Source organism: Acidovorax sp. DMC1, from assembly GCF_056314325.1.
Genome location: NZ_JBQUYO010000004.1, coordinates 134,348 through 157,051, shown reverse-complemented (window position 1 = coordinate 157,051; position 22,704 = coordinate 134,348). Strand labels below are relative to the sequence as shown.

The following is a 22,704-nucleotide window of genomic DNA, read 5'->3' as shown; positions in this document are numbered from 1 at the left end:
AACACTGAGATGAGCAGTCCTTTGACCATCCGCATGCATGCGGAAGACAACGTCGCCATCGTCGCCAACGACGGTGGCCTGCCTGCAGGCACCCTGCTGCCAGCCGGTGTGCCGGGCGCAGGCATCACGCTGCGCGACAAGGTGCCGCAGGGCCACAAGGTGGCGCTGGCAGACATCCCCGAGGGCGGCGTGGTGCGCCGCTACAACGTGCCCATCGGCTATGCGCTCAAAGACATCGCGGCGGGTAGCTGGGTGCACGAGCGCCTGCTGCAGATGCCCTCAGCCCGCGCGCTCGAAGGCCTGCCCATGGCCACCGTGAAGCCCCCGGTGCTCGAACCCCTCACGGGCTACACCTTCGAGGGTTATCGCAATGCCGATGGTTCGGTGGGCACGCGCAACATTTTGGCCATCACCACCACCGTGCAGTGCGTGGCCGGCGTGGTGGCGCAGGCCGTGCGCCGTATCAAGGCCGAGCTGCTGCCTTTGTACCCCCATGTGGACGATGTGATCGGCCTGGAGCACACCTACGGCTGCGGCGTGGCCATTGATGCACCTGACGCCATCATCCCCATCCGCACGCTGCGCAACATCAGCCTCAACCCCAACTTTGGGGGCGAGCTCATGGTGGTGAGCCTGGGCTGCGAAAAGCTGCAGCCCGACCGCCTGCTGCCCCCAGGCAGCTTCCCCATCACCGACGAGCGCGACGCGGCGCTGGGCCCCGAGACGGTGTGCCTGCAGGCCGACGAGCATGTGGGCTTCATGTCCATGCTCGACCACATCGTGCAAAGCGCGCGGCCCCACCTGGAGCGTCTGAACGCACGCCGCCGCGAGACCATCCCCGCCAGCGAGCTGGTGCTGGGTGTGCAGTGTGGTGGCAGCGACGCGTTCTCCGGCGTCACCGCCAACCCGGCCGTGGGCTTCTGCGCCGACCTGCTGGTGCGCGCGGGCGCCACCGTGATGTTCAGCGAGAACACCGAAGTGCGCGACGCCGTGGAGCAGCTCACCAGCCGCGCCGCCACGCCCGAAGTGGCTGACGCGATCGTGCGCGAGCTGGGCTGGTACGACCGCTATCTGGACCGGGGCCGTGTGGACCGCGCGGCCAACACCACGCCGGGCAACAAGGCGGGTGGCTTGTCCAACATCGCCGAGAAGGCCATGGGCTCCATCATCAAGAGCGGCACCGCGCCCATTGCGCATGTGCTGGCCCCGGGCGAGAAGCTGCGCCGCGACCAGCGCGGCTTGGTGTATGCCGCCACGCCCGCCAGCGACTTCATCTGCGGCACGCTGCAACTGGCTGCCGGCATGAACCTGCACGTGTTCACCACCGGCCGGGGCACACCCTACGGTCTGGCCGAGTGCCCTGTGGTCAAGGTCGCGACGCGCACTGATCTGGCCCGCCGCTGGCACGACCTCATGGACATCAACGCCGGCAAGATCGCCGATGGCGAGGCCACTATCGAACAGCTGGGATGGGAGATGTTCCACATGCTGCTCGACGTGGCCAGCGGTCGCAAGAAGACCTGTGCCGAGCAGTGGCAACTGCACAACGCGCTGGTGCTGTTCAACCCGGCGCCCGTCACCTAAACCCAGCCGGGCCCTGGCCCTTTGTGTTCCCCCTTCAACAGCCCTTGCCTGCAAGGGCTGTTGTCCTTGAAAGACCGCATCTCATGGGGCATTCCCGATTTTCTGACCGCAAGGTCGTGGTGGCGCTGGCGCTGCTGTGTTGCCTGCTCTGGGGCAGCTCGTACCCCGCCATCAAAACCGGGTACGCCTGGTTCGGCATCTCACGCAATGACATCCCCGCGCAGCTCGTATTCGCAGGCTGGCGGTTTCTGGGCGCCGGGTTGATCCTGCTGGCCTGGGCTGTAGCCACGCGCAAGGTCATCTGGGGCCTGGGGCCCGGGGCCGGGCGCCAGTTGGTGGTGCTGGGCTTGGCGCAGACCACGCTGCAGTACGTGTTCTTCTACGTGGGCCTGGCGCATACCACGGGCGTCAAGGGCTCCATCATGAATGCTACGGGCACGTTTTTCAGCGTGCTGCTGGCGCACTGGGTCTATCACAACGACCGCCTGAGCCACGCCAAGCTGTGGGGCTGCCTGGTGGGTTTTGCGGGCGTGATGGTGGTGAACCTAGGGCGTGGCACGCTGGACCTGGACTTCACGCTGCTGGGCGAAGGCTTCGTGGTGATCGCCGCCCTGGTGCTGGCCGCGGCCAGCATTTACGGCAAGCAGGTGTCGCAGCGCATGGACTCGGTCGTGATGACGGGCTGGCAGCTGGGCCTGGGCGGCGTGGCGTTGTTGGCCATTGGCTGGTCGCTGGGTGGTTCGCTCACGGGCTTCACCTGGGGCTCTACGGTGCTGCTGGTGTACCTGGCGCTGCTGTCGTCGGCCGCGTTTTCGCTGTGGAGCATTCTGCTCAAGCACAACCGCGTGAGCCAGATCACGGTGTTCAACTTCACCGTGCCGATCTTTGGCGCGGCGCTGTCGGCACTGTTTTTGGGCGAGGCGCTGTGGGAGTGGAAAAACCTGCTGGCCCTGGTGCTGGTGTGTGTGGGCATATGGCTGGTCACGCGCGATACGGCCAGTGCCACCAAATAGACTCGGCCCATGGCTTACACACTCTCCCGCGACGCATTCCAGCGCGACCTGCACGGCCAGCGCACCGACCTGTTCACCCTGCGCAGCCCCGGCGGCCTGCAGGTGGCGGTGAGCAACTACGGCGCCCGCCTGGTGCAGGTGGCGGTCCCCGATGGGCAGGGCGGTCTGGCCGATGTGGCGCTGGGCTACGACAGCCTGCAGGGCTACCTGGACGGGCAGCTCTCCATGGGTGCACTCATTGGCCGCTGGGCGGGGCGGCTGCGTGCGGGCACGCTGACCCTGCCGGATGGATCGCGCCAGCAACTGCCCACCAACAGCGGGCCACACCATCACCACGGCGGCCCGCTCGGCAGCCGCTTTCAGGTGTTTGCGGTGGAGCAGGTACAGGCTGATGCACTCACCCTGAGCCACACCTTCCGCACCGAAGACGACGGCGTGCCCGGCACGGTGTGCGTGCGGCTCCACCTGCAGGTCACTGCCGACAACGCGCTGCACATGGCCTGGACGGCCGAAGTGCTGGATGCGCCCACGGTGCTTAATCTCACCGGGCATGCGTTCTTTAACCTGGCAGGCCAGGGCAGCACCCACGGCCACACCCTGCAGGTGCCCGCCAGCCGCTACGTGCCATTGGCCGCTGACGTGTGCCCCACGGGCGGGCTGTCGGGAGTGCAGGGCACGCCGTTCGACTTCCGCCAGCCCCGCCGTGTGGCGGATGCCATCGCAACACCCCATGAGCAGCTGGCTGTGGCGGGCGGGCTGGACCACTACCTGGTGCTGGACGAACAGGCTCCGCCCCTTGCCCCTCCGTCGTCATCCATCACGCCACCGGGCTTGCGCCTGGCCGCGCTGCTGGGCGAACCGGTGAGCGGCCGCGCGATGGAGGTGTGGAGCACCGCGCCCGGCGTGCAGGTGTATGCGGGCCACGGCCTCAAGGCCGACCCCTCGCGGGACCGGGGGCGTGGAGTGGGGCAGGGCGGCTGGCTGTGGCAGCCGGGCGACGGTATCTGCCTGGAGCCCATGGAGTACCCGGATGCACCCAACCACGCAGGCTTTCCGGTGCGCTGGTGGCAGCCGGGCGAGGTGGTGCGGGGCGCTATCGTGTACCGCTTCGTCAGTGGTTGAAGGCCCGTAGTGGGTTGGCATGGGAGGCCCGTGCCGCGCTACCATGCCGCCTGGCTTTTAACCAAGGTGGCTCATGCACATGTCCAACGCCCCCAGCACCCAGTGGAAAGAAGTGGTGGCACCCGATGAAGCGCAGCGCTTTGCGGGCTATGCGCGCCAGTTTGCCGAGCTGCAGGCGCGCAAGTCGCAAAAATACGGCGCTGGGCGGGGGCTGCACCGCAAGCAACTCACGGCCGCGTATGGCCGCCTGGAGGTGCTGGGCGATCTGCCCGCGTTTGCGGCCCAGGGCTTGTTCGCGCAGCCGGCGCAGTACGACGTGCGGGTGCGGATGAGCAACGGCGGCATGGACAAGGCGGCGGACCACAAGCCCGACATCCGGGGCTTTGCGATAAGTGTGCGGGGCGTGCAGGGCGACTCTGCCTTGGGCAACGGGCCCGCAAATAGCCAGGACTTCCTGCTCATCAACCAGGAAAAGTTCGCCTTCCCCCAGAGCGCAGAGTTTGTGGATTTTGTGGTCGCTGCGTCGCACGGCGGCGGCGCGCTGATCAAGTTCCTGGTGCAGCGCCATGGCTTGCTGGGTGCGGCCCGGCAGATCGCCAAGACGGTCAAGACCTTTGGGCGGCCCTTTGGGGGCTTTGCATCCCATCCCATGTTCAGCGCTGCGCCCATTGCCTGCGGGCCCTATGCCGTGCGTGTGCGCCTCGTGCCCCATGCATCCAACGGCGCGCCCGTCAGGCAGGTACAGCACGACTGGGATGCCGAATTCTCCGGCCGCCTGCGCCAGCAGGACCTGCAGTGGGACCTGCAGCTGCAGCCTTTTGTGGACGAGGCCACCACCCCCATTGAAGACGCCAGCGTGGACTGGCCCACGCCCTACACCACCGTGGCCCGGCTCACCCTGCCAAGGCAGGACCCGGCTGCCGACGCAGCCCTGGCCGCCGAGGTGGAGGCCGCCGTGTTCGACCCCTGGCAGGCGCTCGCTGCGCACCGGCCCCTGGGCGACGTGATGCGGGCCCGCAAGGTGGTGTATTTCGAAAGCCAGAAAGGCCGTGGCGCCGCGTGACCTGCGGGGTGCTGCGATCGTGGCGCTTCGTGAGGAGCGCTCTCACATGACTCAGAAAAGCAAACAGGGACTTTGAACAGGTTCTAAGTTTCGTCTAAGTGTTGGTGCCCACACTGCCCTCCATCGCAACTCCGATTGGAAAGGCACCACACCATGAACACGACAACGCTGACCTCCACCCCCCGCCGCCTCATCCTGGCCCTGGTGGCCGCCGGTGCGGTGGGTGCCACGGGCGCAGGCCTCATCACCGGGCACCAGGCCCGCGCCCTGACCCCGCCCCCCGCCATCGTGGCCCAGACGCCCGCCGCCCCCGGCGGGGCCTTGCCCAGCTTCGCTCAGATCACTGCGCAAAACGGCCCGGCAGTGGTCAACATCAGCGTGACGGGCAGCACCAAGGCCGCCATGGCCGATGACGACGGTGAAGACGAAGGCCAGCCCGCCGCGCGCCAGGGCCGGGCACCGCAAATGGACCCCAACGATCCGTTCTACCAGTTCTTCCGCCAGTTCGGCTTTCCGGGCGGCATGGGGCCACAGGCCCAGCCCAACGTACCCACGCACGGCCAGGGCTCGGGCTTTATCGTCAGCCCCGATGGCCTGGTGCTGACCAACGCGCATGTGGTCAAGGGTGCCAGCGAAGTCATCGTCAAGCTCACCGACCGGCGCGAGTTCCGCGCCAAGGTGCTGGGCTCTGACCCCAAGACCGACGTGGCCGTGCTCAAGATCGACGCCAAGAACCTGCCCACCGTGCGCCTGGGCAGCACCCGCGACCTGCAGGTAGGCGAGTGGGTGCTGGCCATTGGCTCGCCCTTTGGCTTTGAAAACAGCGTGACGGCCGGCGTGGTCAGTGCCAAGGGCCGGTCGCTGCCCGACGACAGCCTGGTGCCCTTCATCCAGACCGACGTGGCGGTCAACCCCGGCAACTCCGGTGGTCCGCTGTTCAACGCCCGTGGCGAGGTGGTGGGCATCAACTCGCAGATCTACAGTCGCTCGGGCGGCTACCAGGGGGTGTCGTTCTCCATCCCCATCGAGCTGGCCGCCAAGATCAAGGACCAGATCGTTGCCACCGGCAAGGTGCGCCACGCGCAACTGGGCGTGGCAGTGCAGGAGGTGAACCAGGCGTTTGCCGAGTCGTTCAACCTCGACAAGCCCGAAGGCGCGCTGGTGGCCAGCGTCAGCAAGGGCAGCCCGGCTGAGAAGGCCGGCCTGCAGGCGGGCGACGTGATCCGCCAGGTGGACGGCCAGCCCATCGTCGCTTCGGGCGACCTGCCCGCCTGGGTGGGCCAGGCGCAGCCGGGCCAGCAGGCCAAGTTGTCGGTGTGGCGCCAGGGCAAGCCGCTGGAGCTGACCGCCACCCTGGGCGACGCCAGCGACAAGGCAGTCAAGCAGGCGCGCAACGATGACGCCGTGGGCAAGGGCCAACTGGGTCTGTCGCTGCGCCCGCTGGACCCGCAGGAGCGGCGTGCGGCGGGCCTCAATGAAGGCCTGGTCATCGAGCAGGCACGGGGCCCCGCTGCTGCGGCCGGTGTGCAGCCGGGCGACGTGCTGCTGGCCATCAACGGTGCGCCCATCAAGGACATCACGCAGGTGCGTGCCGCCATGGCCAAGGCGGGCAAGTCGGTGGCGCTGCTGATTGAGCGCGACGGCGACAAGATCTTTGTGCCTGTGCGCCTGGGCTGACCCATGGCCTGCGCCCGCCGTCGGTTGGTACCCTGCGGCGGGCGCTGCGCATCAGCGCGGCAGGGGCTCTACTTCCTTCGTCCAGCGGTCGATCAGGCGGCGGCGTTCGGCAGCCTTGCCGTATTTCTCGAAGTCGTATTTGATGAGCTTCACGTTGTCCAGCGTCGGGATGCGCGGGTCCATCTTGAAGGTCTTGTTGGCAGGCACCTGGTAGCTGCCCACCTGCGCGCCCACGGCCTGACCTTCGGGGCTCATCAGCCAGTCGTAATATTTTTTGGCGTTGTCCATGTTGCGCGCGCCCTTGACCAGCGCAATGCCGCCCACCTCGTAGCTGGTGCCTTCACAAGGCGCCTGGGTTTTTACCGGGTACTTGTCGGCCTTCCATTTTTCAAAGTTGAACATGAAGGTGATGCCCACACCCACCTCGCCCTTGGCCACGTTGGGCGCCTGCGCCTGGCCGCTGCGGGTGTAGGTGGTGGTGTTCTTGTGCAGGGCCTTGAGGTAGTCGAACGCCTTGTCTTCGCCCATCAGCTGCACCAGCCCCGCAATCACGGTGTAGGCCGTGCCGCTGGAGGCGGGGTGCGAGATTTCTACCTCGCCCTTGTAGGCGGGCTTGATCACGTCGGACCAGCACTGGGGCTCGGGCAGCTTTTTCTTCTTGAGCGTTTCGGTGTTGTAGCCAAAGCCGATGGCCGAGCTGTAAAAGCCTCCGACCTGGTGGCCCGACATGGCGTACTGGCGCACACTCCAGCTATGCAGGTCATGCAGGTAGGCAGGGCGGTATTCGGCCAGCAGGCCCTGCTCGGCCGCCTGCAGGAACGGATCACCCGTGCCTCCCCACCAGATGTCGGTCTTGGGGTTGTTGGCCTCGGCGCGCAGCTGCGCGGCAATCTCGCCCGTGCCTTTGTGAGCCTGGTTCACCTTGATGCCGGTCTTCCGGGTGAACTCCTTGGCGGCTGCTTCGCACCAGGGGGCGTCGGTGCTGCACAGCGCGTTGACCACGCCCTGTGCCTGGGCGCCCGTGGCAGACAGCGCGGCCAGCGCAACGGCTGCAGCAACGTGGTGGAGAGGAGGGAATGTGATTGGAATTGCCATCGGTCTTGCTCCTTGTGTGTTGTCGTAATGGCCCGGCCCCTGGGGCGGGCGGTGTGCGCGTGGCGCTTTCATTGTGACAGTGATGTGTCAAATTTAAGTCGTTCTGGCAGCCCGGTGCTGCGCCAGCGCCCATGCCGCCGCTATCCTTGGCAGCCAGCCCTTTTACTGAACTCCTGACCGACCGATCTTTCTGCCCCTTTGCCATGCGCCTGCTGCTTGTTGAAGACGATTCCATGATCGGCGAAGCCGTGCTGGACCTGCTGCGCGCCGAGCAGTACGCGGTGGACTGGGCGCGCGATGGCGATGCGGCCGATACGGCACTGCGCACCCAGGCATACGACCTGGTGCTGCTGGACCTGGGCCTGCCCAAACGCGACGGCCTGGCCGTGCTGCGCGACCTGCGCGCCCGCAAAAACCGCACCCCCGTGCTGGTAGCCACCGCGCGCGATGCCGTGGCGCAGCGCATCGAGGGGCTGGATGCCGGGGCCGATGACTACGTGCTCAAGCCCTACGACCTGGACGAGCTGCTGGCCCGCATCCGCGCCCTGCTGCGCCGCGCAGCGGGCCGGGCCGAACCGGTGTACGAGCACCAGGGCGTCAGCATCAACCCTGCCACGCGCGAGGTCACCGTGCGCGGCACGCCCGTGGTGCTGTCGGGGCGCGAATGGGCGGTGCTGGAGCCGCTGATTGCGCGGCCCGGCATGGTGCTGTCGCGCCAGCAGCTGGAGGACAAGCTCTACGGCTGGGGCGACGAGGTGAGCAGCAACGCGGTGGAGGTTTATATCCACGGCCTGCGCAAGAAGCTGGGGCCCGAGCTGGTGCTGAACGTGCGCGGTGTCGGGTATCTGGTACCGAAGATGTGATGGAAAAAATCTTGCGCACCTTCCAGGGCCTGCTTCCGCGCTCCTTGCGCATGCGGCTGCTGATGTTCTTGCTCGCCGCCATCGTGCTGGCCGGGGCGGTGCAGGGCGCGCTGGCCTACCGGGGCGCGCTGGAAGAGGCCGATGCGCTGTTCGACTACCACATGCAGCAAACCGCGCTGGCCCTGCGCTCGGGCCTGCCGGTGGATGCGCAGGGTCTGGGCCCCGGGCTGGACCCCGAGGACGAAAACCACGAATTCATCGTGCAGGTGTGGACTAACGAGGGCCTGCGCATTTTTGAATCCGCCGTGGGCGCGGCGCTGCCGCAGATTGCCGTGCTGGGCTTCACCAACGTGCAGGCGCGCGGCGGCACCTACCGGGTGTTCTCCATGCAGACGCGCTCGCAGGTCATCCAGGTGGCGCAGAACATGGCCGCGCGGCGCGACATGGCCCGCAGCCTGGCACTGCGCACGCTGGCGCCGCTGGCCATCATGGCGCCGCTGCTGGTGCTGGCCGTGTGGTGGGGCGTGAGCCGGTCGCTGGCCCCGGTGGAGCGCGTGCGCCGCCAGCTGGCAAAGCGCCAGGCCGACGACCTCTCGCCCGTGAGCGACGCGCAGCTGCCCGACGAGGTGCAGCCGCTGGTGAGCGAACTCAACCTGCTGTTCGAGCGTGTGCAGCATGCGTTCGAGGCACAGCAGCACTTTGTGGCCGACGCCGCGCACGAGCTGCGGTCCCCCCTGGCCGCACTGCGCCTGCAGCTGCAGGGCCTGCAGCGTGCGGGCGACGACGCCGCGCGGGCGGCCGCCGTCGAACGCCTGTCGGCCGGCATCGAGCGCGCCACGCGCCTGGTCGAGCAGCTGCTCACCCTGGCGCGGCAGGAGGCCAGCACGGCCGTCAACGATCCGGTTGACCTGCGCGCCACGGCGCAACTGGCGCTGGCCGACGTGGCCCCCGCCGCCCAGGCGCGCAGCATGGATGTGGGCCTGCTGGAATCGGACGCCGCCACCGTCACCGGCAACGCCGAGGCCCTGCGCATGCTGGCCCGCAACCTGCTGGACAACGCCATCAAATACAGCCCGCCTGGCGGCCAGGTGGACCTGCAGGTGCGCCGCGAGGGCGACCACGCCGTGCTCACCGTGGAAGACAGCGGCCCCGGCATTGCCCCCGAGCACCGCGAGCGGGCCATGCAGCGGTTTGTGCGCGTCACCGCCGACGGTGTCCCCGGCAGCGGCCTGGGCCTTGCCATCGTGCAGGCCATTGCCCAAGGCCATGGCGCCACCGTGGTGCTGGACAGCTCGCCGCGCCTGTGCGGCTTGCGGGTGACCGTGCGGTTTGCAGCCGCCAAGCCTTGAGCTGTGTGATGAACTGTTTGCTATTAATTACATAGCTGTTCAGGCAAGTTGCACTAGCGCTACCGGCCAAAAAGCCTTCAAAAGCACCCGCAGAGCGCTTCAATGCGCCTCGTCACGTGTGCGCCACGCCGCCAGGGGCCTGCCCCGCACAATGCGGGGTAGCGCGCAGGCTGTGCCGGTTCCCGGTCTGCCTGCGTCCACTTCCACCTCAGCACACACGCATCGGCATGAACTTCATCGTTTTGGGCGCAGGCGCCATTGGTTGTTATGTGGGTGGGCGCCTGGCCGCGCACGGCCAGCCCGTGTGCCTGGTGGGCCGCCCGCATGCGCTGGAGCCCATCGCGCAGCACGGCCTGAAGGTCACCGACCTGGACGGCTTTGACCGCACCGTGCCCGCGTCCGCACTGCAAATGGCCCCTACGCTGGCCGATGCCGCGCCCGGTGCCGACAGCGTCATCCTGCTGTGCGTCAAAAGCGGCGCCACCGAGTCGGCCGCGCGCGAGCTGGCGGCGGCCTGTGCGCCCGGCACGCCGGTGATCTCGCTGCAAAACGGCGTGGACAACGTGGCCCGCATCGCAGCCTTGGCGCCCGGCCTGAACGTGCTGGCGGGCATGGTGCCCTACAACGTGGTGCTGCGTGGCGCGCAGGTGCACCGCGCCACCGCAGGCCATTTGCAGCTGCAGCGTGACGCGGTCACCGAGCGCATCGCGCCCCTCTTCAACGCCGCCGGTCTGGCCACCATGCTGCCGCCAGACATCCGCGCCGTGCAGTGGGGCAAGCTGCTGCTCAACCTCAACAACCCGGTCAACGCGCTGTCCGACCTGCCCCTGCGGCAAGAGCTGCTGGACCGCGACTGCCGCCGCGTCTTTGCCGCGCTGCAGACCGAGGCGCTGCGCGTGATGGCGCGCGCGGGCATCACCCCCGCCCAGGTCACCGCCGTGTCGCCCACGCTGCTGCCCCATGTGCTGCGCCTGCCCAACTGGTTGTTCACCCGGCTGGCAAAGCGCATGCTGCAGATCGACGCTACGGCCCGCTCGTCGATGTGGGACGACCTGGAGGCCGGACGCGTGACCGAGATCGACGCCCTGTCTGGCGCCGTGGTGCGGCTGGCGGCGCAACACGGCATCGCAGCGCCGCTCAATGCGCGCATGTGCGAGCTGCTGGGCGGGCCGCGCCAGCGCCTCACGGGCAAGCAGATGCGCCAGATGCTTGGGCTGTGATCGGGGTTATGGCCTCGTGATCAGGCCGCGGGTGCTGCGCTGTCCAGCGGCACGCGCAGCCCGGTCTTGAGGCTGGCCAGCGCCACCGAGGTCCGAAAGCGCTTGATGTTGTCGTCCCCCTCAAACAGCCGCCGCGTCAGCGCCTCGTAGTCTGCCATCGACGCCACGTTCACCACCAGCAGGTAGTCTGCCTCGCCCGTCACGCTGTAGCACTGCTGCACCGCGTCTTCCGCCGCAATGCGCGCGCGCAGCGGGGCGGTGCGGTCGGGGCGCTCGTTGTCCAGGTGCACCTCCAGCACGATGGTCAGCGGCTTGCCCACCTTCACCGGGTCCAGCACGGCCACGTTGGCGCGGATCACGCCGCTGTCCTTGAGCCGCTGAATGCGCCGCTGTACCGCAGGCGCCGACAGGTTCACCGCCTGCGCAATCGCGCGCTGGGGCGTGGTGTTGTCGGCCTGCAGGATGTCGAGGATCGCGAGGTCGAAGCGGTCAAGTGCTGCCGGGGTGGACATGGGGGTTCCTTGGAACGGGGTCTCAGGGTGAGCGAAAGTTGCGTGCAGGCCCCGAAATTCGAGCCAAAAGCACGCTGGGGTCGCACTATATTTTCAGCCCATGAGCGCTTCCCCCCTCCGTTCTCTTCTGCACCGGTTCTTCCCCTTCCTGGCCGTGCTGGGTTCCGTCACCGCATTGGGCATTGGCACTTCGTGGGCCAAACACTGGCTGTTTCCGGTGGTCGGGGCGCAGGGCACCACCGCCGTGCGCGTGGGTTTTTCGGCGCTGCTGGTGCTGCTGCTGTGGCGGCCCTGGCGCTGGTACCTGTCGCGCGCCGACGCGCGGGCCGTCATGCTGTACGGCGCGGCGCTGGGCGGCATGAACCTCATGTTCTACATGTCGCTGCGCACCCTGCCGTTTGGCCTGGCGGTGGCCATCGAGTTCGCAGGCCCGCTGGCGGTGGCGATCTGGTCATCGCGCCGCGCGGTGGATTTTGTGTGGGTGGCGCTGGCCATCGCGGGCTTGGGCATGCTGCTGCCGCTGGGGCTCAACGGCAGCACACTGGACCCGGTGGGCGTCTTCTACGCCCTGGGCGCGGCCGTGTTCTGGGGGCTGTATATCGTGTTCGGCAAGCGCGCCGGGCATCTGCACGCGGGGCATTCGGTATCGCTGGGCCTGCTGGTGGCCGCGCTGGTGGTGGTGCCCGTGGGCGTGGTGCATGCGGGCACGGCGCTCTTGTCGCCCGCTGTGCTGCTCATTGGCGTGGCGGTGGCGGCGGTGTCGAGCGCCATCCCGATCTCGCTGGAGATGATGGCCCTGAAGCGCCTGCCCAAGGAGGCCTTCGGCATCATGATCAGCATGGAGCCTGCGGTGGCTGCACTGGTGGCCATGGCGCTGCTGGGCGAGCACCTGAGCGTGGTGCAGTGGCTGGCCATTGGCTGCATCATGGCCGCGTCGATGGGCAGTGCGATGACGGCTGCCCGGCCCGCTGCTGCAGACCGCGCGGCACCGCAGGCGGCCTGAGGGCGGTGCCATGGCACGGCGCATTGCCTGACAGTGGTGTGGTCTGCAGGCTGGCAAGGGCGGCCTAGCTGCAGGGCTAAAAAAGGGACAGTGACGGCACCCCGTTGGCGCCGTCGCCCCATGTCCAAGGAGCCGATCATGATTCCATCCACCATCCATTCCGCTGCGACCGCCACACCGGTGGACGAAGACCTGGCCGAGCAAGCACGCCCCGGCTACGGCATCCCATCGCAAGACCCCCGGACCGGCGCACAGACCGCGTTGGAGCCTGAAGACGCAGAGCGCGAAGCCCACTCCGCCTTGATGGGCGGCGGCATGATGGCTGGCGCCGCAGCCGGCGCCGTCGTGGGCGTGGCCGTCGCGGGCCCGGTGGGGGTGGTGGTTGGGGGCACTTTGGGCGGCATCGCCGGTGCGCTGGGTGGTGCCGCAGCGGGCACCCTGGTCAGCCCGGACGATCTTTCGTCCGATGCTGTGGCCGCAGAACACCTTGCGCTGCCCCTGCGAGGGCCGGAAGGCAGGACAGACCCGAAGTAGGGTGTGCGGGGCTCACTACAGGCTGGCTGGTGCAGCGTACGTAGTGTGTGAGTCTGCTTCAAATTTGATAGCTTACAGCGCATATTGCACTAGCGCTTGCCGCTATTTTGGCTGTGAATTTGGTCCCCTCGACAGGAATCGAACCTGTATCTAGCGCTTAGGAGGCACTCGTTCTATCCATTGAACTACGAGGAGCAAGGCAGCCGCGCATTGTAGTGGCGCGCGGGTGCCTTCCTGGCCGGTTGCGCCTCAGTCGTACTTCACGGTGTAGATGATGTCCACCGCGCTTTTCTCGCCAGTCTGCCCGCGCAGCGTGAGGCGGCGGGACAGGTCGTAAAAGATGTACAGCGTGCCCAGCGTGCCCGACAGGCTGCGCTCATATGTCACGTACAGGTCTTTGGACAGGCGCTTGCCGAAGGTGAGGGCGGCGGCGCTGGCGTCTTCGCCCGTGGTGGCGCCGCGAAAGCCGATTTCGTCCAGGCCCAGGCGGCTGGCGGCGTTGGCCGTGGGGCTTTGGCCGCCGTTGCGGCCCAGCAGCGCCAGCGCGGCCTGTTGCAGCACGGCCGCTTCGGCGCCTCCGGCCGAGGCATTGCGGCCCAGGACCACCCACGACAGCTTTTCGGCATCGGGCAGTTCAGGGTCGGAATACAGCGTGACGCGTGGCGCCTGCGCGCTGCCGGTGACCTGCACGCCCGCGCGTACGCTGATGTTGGGGCGCAGCGCCAGGATGTCGAGCGAGGGGTTGTTGTACGGGCCGTTGAAGCGGATCAGGCCCGTCTCCACGTCCAGCATCTGGCCCCAGGCGCGGTAGCGGCCCTGGTCGGTGCGCACCTCGCCGGTCACACGCGGCGGGGCGCCGGGCACGGCGCTGCTGCGGATGTCCACCTCGCCGGTCAGCCGGGTGGTGATGCCCTGGCCTTGCAGCGCAAAGTCGCGCCCCAGGTTGAGGGTGACGGCGATGTCGGGCGGCTTGGCGGTCTCTGCCTGCGCGGCCACCTGGTTGGCCTTGGCGGCGGCCTGGGCCTTGGCCTGGTCTTCGCGGTCCTTGGCGGCGGAGCGCACGACCACGTCCGAGCCCAGGCGCGGCGCGGATTCGTCCGGCAGGATGATGGTGGCGCGGTCGGTGGTGAGCTTGCCGCGCAGGCTGATCTGGCCCTGCTGCAACTGGGCCTGCAACTGGCCCGACACGCTGACCTGCCGGTCGGCACGCACCAGCACCTGCAGGGCCTTGGCCTCGGCCTGCAGAGACATGGTGATGCCTGACATGCCCGTGCCTGCAGTGGCGCTGTCGCCCCAGGCCACGCGGCCGGTGGCGGTCAGCGTGCCGCCGTCTTGCGCGGCGGCTGTGCGGTTGCCGCTGAAGCCTGCGATGCGCGCGCTGCTGCCCCGCCCGCCTTGCAGGCGGAACTCGGTGATGTGGAGCTGGTTGCCCTGCAGCGTGGCGCGAAGTCGGCCGCCTTGCAGGTCCACGCCGTCCACCACCGATCTCACTGCCATGTCATCGGCGCCCAGGGTGCCCGCCCAGCGCGGCGCATCGCGCGTGCCCGACAAGGTCGCACTGGCGTCCAGCGTGCCGCGCACGCGCCAGCCGGGTGGTGCCAGCGCAGACCACACGCCCACGTCGGGCAGGCGGGCGCGCAAGGTGCCGGCCAGTGGCGCGTCGGCAGGCCAGGTGAAGGGGGCATCGGCGTTGGCGGCGGCGAGGCGCGTGCTGGCGGTGGCGTCGATCTCGCCTGCGCGGTCGCTGGCCCAGAGCAGGCGCGCGCGCAGCGTGTCGCCTTCGGCGGTGACCGTGATTTCTGCCTGGCGCACGCCGGCGGGAGTGCCTGGGGCGCTCGATGTGCTGGATGCACCTGCAGGCGGGGTGGCCGCAGTCGCCAGCACGGTGGTGGCTCCGGCGCCGGTGCCCTGGCCGCTGCTTTGCACCGCTGTGACGGCCGTGGCATCGCCCGCCAGGATGCGCAGGTCGCCACTGGCGCGGCGCAGGCTGACGCTGGCGCGCAGGGCGTCGCCCGTGGTGTCCACGTTCCATTGCCCGTCGAGCACGACGGTGCTGGCCAGCCCCATGCGCGCAAGTAACGGCTGCGCGGGCCGGCCCGCGGCGGCGGGCGTCTCGCCTAGGCCCAGCGCATCCACCCAGGCCATGGGCAGGCCCTGTAGCGTGCCCTGCGTCTGCAAGCGCGAGAGGGCGCCCGGTGCCGTCGCTGCTGACCATTGCACCGGCGACCAGCGCAGGGTGACGGTGCCCGGCAAGGGACCGGTGATGCGGGCCTGACCGGCCGATGCCTGCAGGCTGAGGGAGCTGGTGGTGGGCGATGGTGACGCCCGCCCGCTGGCCGGTGACCTGGGGGCTCCAGGTGTAGGGGCGCCGGTGCGCACGGTCAGGCCCAGGGGCTCAGCCAGTTGCAGCGTCCACGGCCCGGGGCGCTGGGCGACCTGGGCTTGCAGGCGCAGTTCGCTGACCTGCAACTGCCATTGCCCGGCACCCACCAGGGTGCTGGCAAGGCGGGTCTGCACCGTGGTCTGCAGGGCCTGGGGCGCTGGCGTGCGGACCTCGCCGGTCAACGCCAGAGAGGCCTGCGCCAGGTTGCCCCCCAGTTCGGCTTTGAAGGCGCGCAGTTGCAGGGCTTGCCCGGCGGATGTGCCGCCGCTGGCGTTGGTGGTGGCCGGGAGCGTCAGGTCCAGCTGGGGGGTGTTCAGCGTGGCTTGCAGATCAAAGCGGTCGGGGTTGCGGGCGGCTGCGCTGTGGGTGGTGGCAGTCTGAAGTTGCTCGGTCAGCGTCTGCCAGCCGCCCTTCCACCGCGCTGCGATCTGTGCGGCGCCCTGGGCGCTGGCCCCTTGCAGAGTGCGCTGCACGGCGGTGCCCACCACTGGCAGGCCCGCCAGCCAGCGCTGCGTGAGCGCTGCGTCGGCCCACTGCACCTGCAGGTCGCCCGCGCCGCTGCGCGGGGCCAGCGTGCCTTGTGCCTGTGCGGTGGCGCCGGGCACTGCCAGGGTGACCTTGCCTTGTGCGGACTGCGTGCCCAGTGCGACCTGCAGCCCGGTGGCTTCCACGCGGGCCTGCAGTGCGTCCAGGAGCAGGCGGTCCAGCCGCACCGTGCCGCCGTCTGCGGCCTGCCAGGTGCCTTGGGTGCTGACGGTGTTGATGCGCAGCGGTGCGCCCGCTGCCGCCGGGGTCTTTGTGGTTGCCGCGCGCGCAGCCGGGCCGGTGTCTGCCCGCACATCGGCACTGAAGCGCACGGCCTCGCCCTGGGTTTGTGCGGTGACGCGGCCGGAGAGCGGGGCGGCGGCCAGCAGCGTGTGCAGGGCGTCGGGGCGCAGCGCGCGCAGGGTGGCCTGGCCCTCCAGCGCGTGGGTGGCGGGGGTGTAGTGGCCCTGCGCGGTGATGTTGCCCGTGCCCGCTTGCAGGGTGGCGTTGGGCACGGTCCAGCGGGTACCGTCGTAGCTTGCGCTGGCGTCCAGGGCGGTCAGGGGCAGGCGGGTGGTGTCCCAGGGGCCGGGCAGGTCGTTGCGCAGCGCGGCCTGCAGGCTCCAGCCTGCTGTGCCTGCCGTGCCTGCGCCGCCGGATTTGGGCCCGGCTTGCAGCGTGCCGTGCAGCTGCGTGACCGGTGCCTGCGGCCACAGGGCCGCCAGGTTGACGGCGCGCAACGTGGCGTTGGCGGACTGTAGGGGCTGCTGCGCCCACGGCGCCAGCGTGGCGGCCAGATCAGCCTGCATGGGGTCGGCAGCGGGCGCAGGGGTTGTGCGTGGGGTAGGAAGTCTTGATGCGCCCGGTTGGCTGGCGGGCGCGGCGGCGGGTGGTGTGGCGGTTTCGCTGGTCGGCTCGGGCTTCAGGCGCGCCTGCAGTTGTAGCTGCGCAGCGGCGGTGGCCAGCGTGCCCTGCAGCGTGGCGTGGGCGCCCACCTGCAACGCAGCGCCGCCGCCGGGCACAGCGGTGCGCACGGTGCCATCCACGGTGGCGTCCAGCGCCATGGGGGCTTGTGCGTCCAGCGTGGCGCGGGCGCTGTACTGGCCCTGGGCCAGCTCCACCGCGCCGATGTTCAGGCGGTGCTGGCGGCCATCAAACCGGTAGTCGCCCAGCAGGCCTTGGGCTTCCACGGCGGGTGACCCGGCCCACAGCAACTGGTTGACCCGGAACGGCACGCCCAGCTGCAGCGGCAGCACCAGGCTGGTAAGGGGCGTGGGGGGTGGCTCGGGTGTGTCAGTGGTTTTGGGCTGGGGTGTGATCTCCACGCGGGCGGCATGCACCTCGCCCAGCTCCAGGCGGCGCTGCAGCAAGGGGGCCAGCTGCCAGCCCAGGCGGATGTCGGTCACTTCCACCGCCAGGGTGGGGCTGCTCCAGCGCAGCCAGCCAATGCGCCCGCCGCTGCGCAGCGAGCCGCTGACATCGCGGCTCTCGAGCGTCTGGTTGGCGGGCAGGTATTGCGCTGCACGGGCCAGCGTGGTGGCCAGCGACGTGCCGCTGCCCGCCCACCACCACAGCAGCGCGCTGGCCGCCAGCAATAAGGCCAGCAGCGTTGCCAGCAGCCAGCCCACGGCTCGGAGCCAGCGCGGCGTGCGAGGGGGTTGAGGGCGGGGTGCCGACGAGGACCCGGCGCTGAAGTCCGACGCACGGGCGCGCGGCTTGGGAGTGTGGGGGGCGTCGCTCATCGCCATCAGAAGCTGAACCCCAGCCGCAGGTGCAGCCGCACCTCTTTGGTCTTGAGGCCATAGGCCAGGTCGGCCTGCAGCGGGCCCACGGGGCTGCGCCAGCGCACACCGGCGCCCACTCCCACGCGCGGGCTCAGGTCGCCCACCTTGTCGGCGACGGCACCGGCATCCACAAACAGCGTGCTTTCCCAGTCGGTCATCGCTCCCTTGTAAACGATGGGGCGTTGCCATTCCACGCTGCCCACGGCCAGGTAGCGGCCCCCGTACAGCTGGCCGTTGTCGGTGCGCGCGCCGATGCTGCGGTAGCCGTAGCCGCGCACGGTGGTGTCGCCGCCCGTCACAAACAGCTGCGTGACGGGGATCTGCGCGCCCTCGCGCGCCAGCACCGCGCCGGCCTCGGCCCGCAGGGCCACACGGGCATTGCGGCCGATGCCTGCGTCGTCCTGCACGCGCCCTGCGGGGATGAAGGACTGCCACCGCACCAGGGTGCGCACAAACGGGTCGCGCTCGGGTCGCAGCGTGGTGCCCAGGCCCAGCTCCACCGCCACGCCATGGCCCCGCGTGGGGGCGGTCATGCTGTTGAAATAGCGGCCGGTCCACCCGTAGTTGATGCTCAGGGCGGTGCTGGTGTCGGAGGGCGACAGCGTGTTGTCGGTCAGGCCCTGGCTGTTGGCGTAGTCGTACTGCAGGAAGTAGTTGCGGTCGATGGATTTGGTGCTTTTGCTGCGACCCGCGCGCAAGCGACCGCTGTTCACGTCGTAGTCGCCCGTGGCCTCGCGCAGCAACTGGCCGCCCGCAAACCAGCGCCAGCCGTTGTCATTGGGCAGGTCCGTCCATTCGGTGTTGGCGAGCTTGGTTTCGCGGTCGAGCGCGAGTTTGGTCACCGCGCGCCAGCCCAGCACGGGCATCTGGTTGTGGATGTGTTCCAGGGACAGGCGTGCGCCGCTGTCGGTCGAGAAGCCCGGGCCGAACACCAGCTTTTGCATCGGGGCCTCGCGCACCTGGGCCACCACGGGGGCGGCCTGCGGGTCGGTGCCTTCGGTGTCGAGCGTGAGGAACACGGCGTCGTAGTAGCCGCTGCTGGCCAGGCGCAGCTGGGCGTCCAGCATCTCTGCCTCGTCATACACGGCGCCCGTGGGCAGGCGGGCAAGGCGCCGCGCACCGTCGCTGTCGTAGCGCTGGCTGCCCTGCACGCGCAAGGGGCCGAAGCGGTAGGCGGGGCCGGGGTCGTAGCTCACGCCCAGCTGGGCTTGGTGCCGGTCGGCATCGATCTCGGCCCGGCTGTTGGCGATGTGGGCCGTGGGATAGCGCCGGGCCTGCAGCTGGCGCAGCCCGTCGGTCTTGGCGCTGTCCCAGGCCGACTGGGTAAAGGGCTGGCCGGGGGCGAGGGACCAGTTGCGCTGCAGGCGTTGCTGCCGTCGCGCCAGGTTGTCCTTGTCGGCTTCGTCGGTGCCTGCCACCGTGATGTCGGCACGGGCAATGCGGGTTTGGGGGCCGGGCTCCACGGTGACCGTGACGGTGCGGGGCGCGCCCTTGCGAGTGCCCGTAGTCTCCTGCGCCTCGGTCAGCTCCACGGTGATGGTGGGCGCAAAGTAGCCCAGGGTGCCGAGCAGTTCGCGCGCGTTGGCGTCGGTGGCGCCCAGCAGGCGCTGCAGCTCGTTGGCCTGCAGGTCGGGCAGCTGGCGAAAGCGCTGCAGCTCCAGGTGGCGCTCCAGCGTCTCGCGTACCGCGTCGGGGGCGCGCACCACCACGTCAAACGATGGGGCGCCACTGCCGGCTTCGGGGCCGGCAATGTCGCTGCGGGTGTCGCCGGGCGTGGGCTCGTCGGCACGCGGCAGCAGGCTGCAGCCGCTCAGGCACAGTGCGCCGGAAAGCAGCAACGCCGACCACAGGGCCGGCGTTGGGGTACTAGCAGTGGCGGGGCGCAAAACGCGGAAGGGCACGGTGCGAGAGGATGTGTCAGGGGATCGTGTGGGGGGCAAGCCTATCGGCCCGCCCGATGCATCCCCGACTATGCCCTGAAACGGCGGCGCCCCCTGTCGGACAGATGCTCACAAGGCATCCGTCCCTGCGGCAGGGCCTATTTGGACAGCAGCCGCATCGTCTCTTCCAGCCCCTTGAGCGACAGCGGGTACATGCGGTTGCCCACCAGCTGCTGGATGATGCTGATGCTCTGGCGGTACTGCCACACGCCCTGGGGCTCGGGGTTGATCCACGCAAACTTGGGGAAGGCGTGCGTGAGGCGTTGGATCCACTCGGCGCCCGGCTCCTCGTTGTTGTATTCCACGCTGCCGCCGGGCTGCAGGATTTCATACGGGCTCATGGTCGCGTCGCCCACAAAGATCAGCTTGTAGTCCTTGTTGTACTTGCGGATGATGTCCCAGGTCGGGAATTTCTCGGCAAAGCGGCGGCGGTTGTTCTTCCACATGAAGTCGTAGACGCAGTTGTGGAAGTAATAGAACTCGAGGTGCTTGAACTCGCTCTTGACCGCGCTGAACAGTTCTTCGACGCGCTGAACGTGTTCGTCCATGGTGCCGCCCACGTCCATCAGCAGCAGCACCTTCACGTTGTTGTGCCGCTCGGGCACCATCTTGATGTCCAGGTAGCCCGCATTGGCGGCCGTGCTGCGGATGGTGTCGGGCAGGTCCAGCTCCAGCTCATGTCCTTCGCGCGCAAACTTGCGCAGGCGGCGCAGCGCCACCTTGATGTTGCGCGTGCCCAGCTCCTGCTGATCGTCGTAGTCCTTGTAGGCGCGCTGCTCCCACACCTTCACCGCGCTCTTGTTCTTGCCCGCGCCACCAATGCGCACGCCCTGCGGGTTATAGCCGCCGTGGCCAAAGGGGCTGGTGCCGCCGGTGCCGATCCACTTGTTGCCGCCTTCGTGGCGTTCTTTCTGTTCTTCGAGGCGCTTCTTCAGCGTTTCCATGAGTTCGTCCCAGCCCATCTTCTCGATGGCGGCCTTCTGCTCGGGCGTGAGTTCGTTCTCCAGGATCTTGCGCAGCCAGTCGGCCGGAATCTGCTTGGTGAAGTCGGCCACCATTTCGACGCCCTTGAAGTAGGCGCCGAAGGCCCGGTCGAACTTGTCGTAGTGCTTCTCGTCCTTGACCAGCGTGAGGCGCGAGAGGTTGTAGAAATCGTCCAGGCTCCACGCGTCATCTGACTTGGGGCCCACCACACCGGCCTGCAGCGCTTCGAGCAGGGTGAGGTATTCCTTGACCGACACGGGCAGCTTGGCCGAGCGCAGGGTGTAGAAGAAGTCGATGAGCATGATTTGGACCTCTAGCGCCAGTGTTTATTGCGCGTGACGCTCTAAAAGATATAGCAACTGTGCCCTGGCCTCCGGCCATTCGCCAGCACGCATGCTGTACATCACCGTATCGCGGATGGTGCCGTCACGGCGCAGCGCGTGGCCGCGCAGCACGCCGTCCTTCTTGGCGCCCAGGCGCTCGATGGCGCGTTGCGACGCAAAGTTGTAGTTGTCGGTGCGCCAGCCCACCACATGGCAGCCCAGCGTATCGAACGCGTGGCCCATCATCAGCAGCTTGGCGGTGGTGTTGACGTGGGTGCGCTGCACGCTGTGGCGGTACCAGGTCCAGCCGATTTCCACGCGCTTCACGGCGGGCACGATGTCGTGGTAGCTGGTGGAACCGAGCACTTTGTCGGTGGCATCTTCCACCACGGCAAAGGCAAAGCGGTTGCCGTCTTCGCGCATCTTGAGCGCGGCTTCGATGTACGCGCGGGTGTCCTGCGGATCGGGCACCGAGGTGATGCGCAGCTTCCACAGCTCGCCATCGGCAGCAGCGGCCCGCAAGCCGTCTTCGTGGGCCAGCGCCAGCGGCTCCAGGCGGACGCCGCGATCCCGCAGCGTGACAGGTTCTACAAAAGCCATGGGTCTCTACCCTTTGATCATCAGTCTTTGGACGGCTGGCTGCGGCGGCTGTTCTGCCAGCGCCGGGCCCCATGCAGGCCCAGGCCGCCGCCGAGGCCCACCAGGGCAATGCCCACCAGGCTGCCGGTGCCGTAGCCAGGCGCGAAAATGTCGAGCCCCAGCAGCTGGCCGAGCCAGAAGCCCAGCAGCGCACCCCCCACAAAGCCCACGGCATCCGCAACGCCGTTGACCAGCAGCTGGCGGGTGTTGTCGTGGCCGTTGCTGTGGCTCACTCAGCGGTTCCTCTGGTTCATGAACACCAGCTTTTCAAACAGGCTCACGTCCTGTTCGTTCTTGAGCAGCGCGCCCACCAGCGGGGGCACGGCCACCTTGTTGTCGGCGCTTTGCAGGGCGGTGAGCGGAATGTCTTCGGCCACCAGCAGCTTGAGCCAGTCGATCAGCTCGCTGGTCGAAGGCTTCTTTTTGAGGCCGGGCAGGTTGCGCACGTCATAGAACGTCTTCATCGCCACGGTGAGCAGTTCGCTCTTGAGCGTGGGGAAGTGCACGTTGATGATCTGCCGCATGGTGTCGGCTTCGGGGAACTTGATGAAGTGGAAGAAGCAGCGGCGCAAGAATGCGTCGGGCAGTTCCTTTTCGTTGTTCGAGGTGATGAACACCAGCGGGCGGTGCTTGGCCTTGATGAGTTCGCGCGTTTCGTAGCAGTAGAACTCCATGCGGTCAATTTCGCGCAGCAGGTCGTTCGGGAATTCGATGTCGGCCTTGTCGATCTCGTCGATCAGCAGCGCTACGGGGCGGTCGGCCGTGAAGGCCTGCCACAGCACGCCCTGGATGATGTAGTTGCGGATGTTCTTCACGCGCTCGGCGCTGTCGCCATCGTTGAGCTGGCTGTCCCGCAAGCGACTCACCGCGTCATATTCATACAGGCCCTGCTGGGCCTTGGTGGTGGACTTGATGTGCCACTGCAGCAGCGGCATGTCCAGCGCCTGTGCCACTTCCTCGGCCAGCATCGTCTTGCCCGTGCCGGGCTCGCCCTTGATCAGCAGCGGCCGTTGCAGCGTGATGGCTGCATTCACGGCAAGCATCAGGTCTTGGGTGGCGACGTAGTTCTGGGAGCCTTGGAATTTCATGGG

The 22,704-nt window shown here is 68.4% G+C and carries 18 protein-coding genes and 1 tRNA gene; 10 read left to right on the top strand and 9 right to left on the bottom strand.

The genetic code is table 11. The features are described 5' to 3' along the window. The first annotated feature begins 9 nt into the window (after nucleotides 1-9). From garD to ACT531_RS10805, 5 genes are all read left to right on the top strand, one after another. Nucleotides 10-1,584 carry a galactarate dehydratase gene (garD, locus tag ACT531_RS10825; protein WP_476017421.1) on the top strand — a complete coding sequence of 525 codons (1,575 nt, stop codon included), beginning with the start codon at nucleotides 10-12 and terminating at the stop codon, nucleotides 1,582-1,584. An 83-nt stretch (nucleotides 1,585-1,667) separates the two neighbouring features. Beyond that, entirely contained in the window at nucleotides 1,668-2,597 is a 930-nt protein-coding gene (locus ACT531_RS10820) for a DMT family transporter (protein ID WP_476017420.1), read from the top strand. A gap of 9 nt (nucleotides 2,598-2,606) precedes the next feature. After that, nucleotides 2,607-3,719, top strand: a complete 1,113-nt coding sequence (locus ACT531_RS10815; RefSeq protein ID WP_476017419.1) for an aldose epimerase family protein — start codon at nucleotides 2,607-2,609, stop codon at nucleotides 3,717-3,719. A 79-nt stretch (nucleotides 3,720-3,798) separates the two neighbouring features. Then, nucleotides 3,799-4,782, top strand: a complete 984-nt coding sequence (locus tag ACT531_RS10810; RefSeq protein ID WP_476017418.1) for a catalase family protein — start codon at nucleotides 3,799-3,801, stop codon at nucleotides 4,780-4,782. Between the two features lie 153 nt (nucleotides 4,783-4,935). Further along, the gene (locus tag ACT531_RS10805) at nucleotides 4,936-6,459 is read left to right on the top strand and encodes a DegQ family serine endoprotease (RefSeq protein WP_015015554.1); all 1,524 of its coding nucleotides are present in this window, start codon (nucleotides 4,936-4,938) and stop codon (nucleotides 6,457-6,459) included. A gap of 51 nt (nucleotides 6,460-6,510) precedes the next feature. Here ACT531_RS10805 and ACT531_RS10800 read toward each other — a convergent pair whose 3' ends face one another. Further along, nucleotides 6,511-7,554: an ABC transporter substrate-binding protein gene (locus ACT531_RS10800; RefSeq protein ID WP_015015553.1), complete on the bottom strand. Its 1,044-nt coding sequence runs from the start codon at nucleotides 7,552-7,554 to the stop codon at nucleotides 6,511-6,513. Nucleotides 7,555-7,757: 203 nt separating this feature from the next. Between ACT531_RS10800 and ACT531_RS10795 the strand changes: the two genes are divergently transcribed. The 3 genes from ACT531_RS10795 to ACT531_RS10785 all read left to right on the top strand — a co-directional run bounded on the left by ACT531_RS10795 (nucleotide 7,758) and on the right by ACT531_RS10785 (nucleotide 10,986). After that, entirely contained in the window at nucleotides 7,758-8,417 is a 660-nt protein-coding gene (locus ACT531_RS10795; RefSeq protein ID WP_015015552.1) for a response regulator transcription factor, read from the top strand. Then, on the top strand, nucleotides 8,417-9,766 hold the full coding sequence (locus ACT531_RS10790) for an ATP-binding protein (RefSeq protein ID WP_476017417.1): 1,350 nt from the start codon (nucleotides 8,417-8,419) through the stop codon (nucleotides 9,764-9,766). The genes ACT531_RS10795 and ACT531_RS10790 overlap by 1 nt, the downstream gene beginning before the upstream one ends. 227 nt (nucleotides 9,767-9,993) lie before the next feature. After that, on the top strand, nucleotides 9,994-10,986 hold the full coding sequence (locus ACT531_RS10785) for a 2-dehydropantoate 2-reductase (RefSeq protein WP_476017416.1): 993 nt from the start codon (nucleotides 9,994-9,996) through the stop codon (nucleotides 10,984-10,986). A 20-nt stretch (nucleotides 10,987-11,006) separates the two neighbouring features. Here ACT531_RS10785 and ACT531_RS10780 read toward each other — a convergent pair whose 3' ends face one another. Then, nucleotides 11,007-11,498, bottom strand: coding sequence for an Lrp/AsnC family transcriptional regulator (locus tag ACT531_RS10780; protein WP_056066136.1), 492 nt, complete (start codon nucleotides 11,496-11,498; stop codon nucleotides 11,007-11,009). A gap of 100 nt (nucleotides 11,499-11,598) precedes the next feature. Here ACT531_RS10780 and ACT531_RS10775 point away from each other — a divergent pair, with 100 nt between their 5' ends. Then, nucleotides 11,599-12,501, top strand: coding sequence for an EamA family transporter (locus ACT531_RS10775; RefSeq protein WP_476017415.1), 903 nt, complete (start codon nucleotides 11,599-11,601; stop codon nucleotides 12,499-12,501). Nucleotides 12,502-12,639: 138 nt separating this feature from the next. Then, nucleotides 12,640-13,035 (top strand): hypothetical protein, encoded by a 396-nt coding sequence (locus ACT531_RS10770; protein ID WP_436074594.1) that lies wholly within the window; start codon nucleotides 12,640-12,642, stop codon nucleotides 13,033-13,035. Nucleotides 13,036-13,155: 120 nt separating this feature from the next. On the opposite strand, the gene ACT531_RS10765 is transcribed toward ACT531_RS10770, so the two are convergent. The 7 genes from ACT531_RS10765 to ACT531_RS10735 form a co-directional block, all read right to left on the bottom strand. Further along, nucleotides 13,156-13,230, bottom strand: a tRNA-Arg gene (locus ACT531_RS10765). Between the two features lie 54 nt (nucleotides 13,231-13,284). Then, nucleotides 13,285-17,691: a translocation/assembly module TamB domain-containing protein gene (locus ACT531_RS10760; RefSeq protein WP_476017414.1), complete on the bottom strand. Its 4,407-nt coding sequence runs from the start codon at nucleotides 17,689-17,691 to the stop codon at nucleotides 13,285-13,287. Next, nucleotides 17,691-19,628, bottom strand: coding sequence for an autotransporter assembly complex protein TamA (locus tag ACT531_RS10755; protein ID WP_476017413.1), 1,938 nt, complete (start codon nucleotides 19,626-19,628; stop codon nucleotides 17,691-17,693). The genes ACT531_RS10760 and ACT531_RS10755 overlap by 1 nt, the downstream gene beginning before the upstream one ends. 137 nt (nucleotides 19,629-19,765) lie before the next feature. Then, nucleotides 19,766-20,953, bottom strand: coding sequence for a vWA domain-containing protein (locus tag ACT531_RS10750; RefSeq protein WP_015015544.1), 1,188 nt, complete (start codon nucleotides 20,951-20,953; stop codon nucleotides 19,766-19,768). A 24-nt stretch (nucleotides 20,954-20,977) separates the two neighbouring features. Beyond that, complete coding sequence (locus ACT531_RS10745; protein ID WP_476017412.1) at nucleotides 20,978-21,574, bottom strand: GNAT family N-acetyltransferase; 597 nt, start codon at nucleotides 21,572-21,574, stop codon at nucleotides 20,978-20,980. Nucleotides 21,575-21,594: 20 nt separating this feature from the next. After that, nucleotides 21,595-21,846, bottom strand: coding sequence for a hypothetical protein (locus tag ACT531_RS10740; RefSeq protein ID WP_110960167.1), 252 nt, complete (start codon nucleotides 21,844-21,846; stop codon nucleotides 21,595-21,597). Beyond that, a complete protein-coding gene (locus ACT531_RS10735) occupies nucleotides 21,847-22,701 on the bottom strand; it encodes an AAA family ATPase (RefSeq protein WP_015015541.1) in 855 nt (284 codons plus the stop codon). It abuts the gene before it with no gap. Nucleotides 22,702-22,704: the final 3 nt, after the last annotated feature.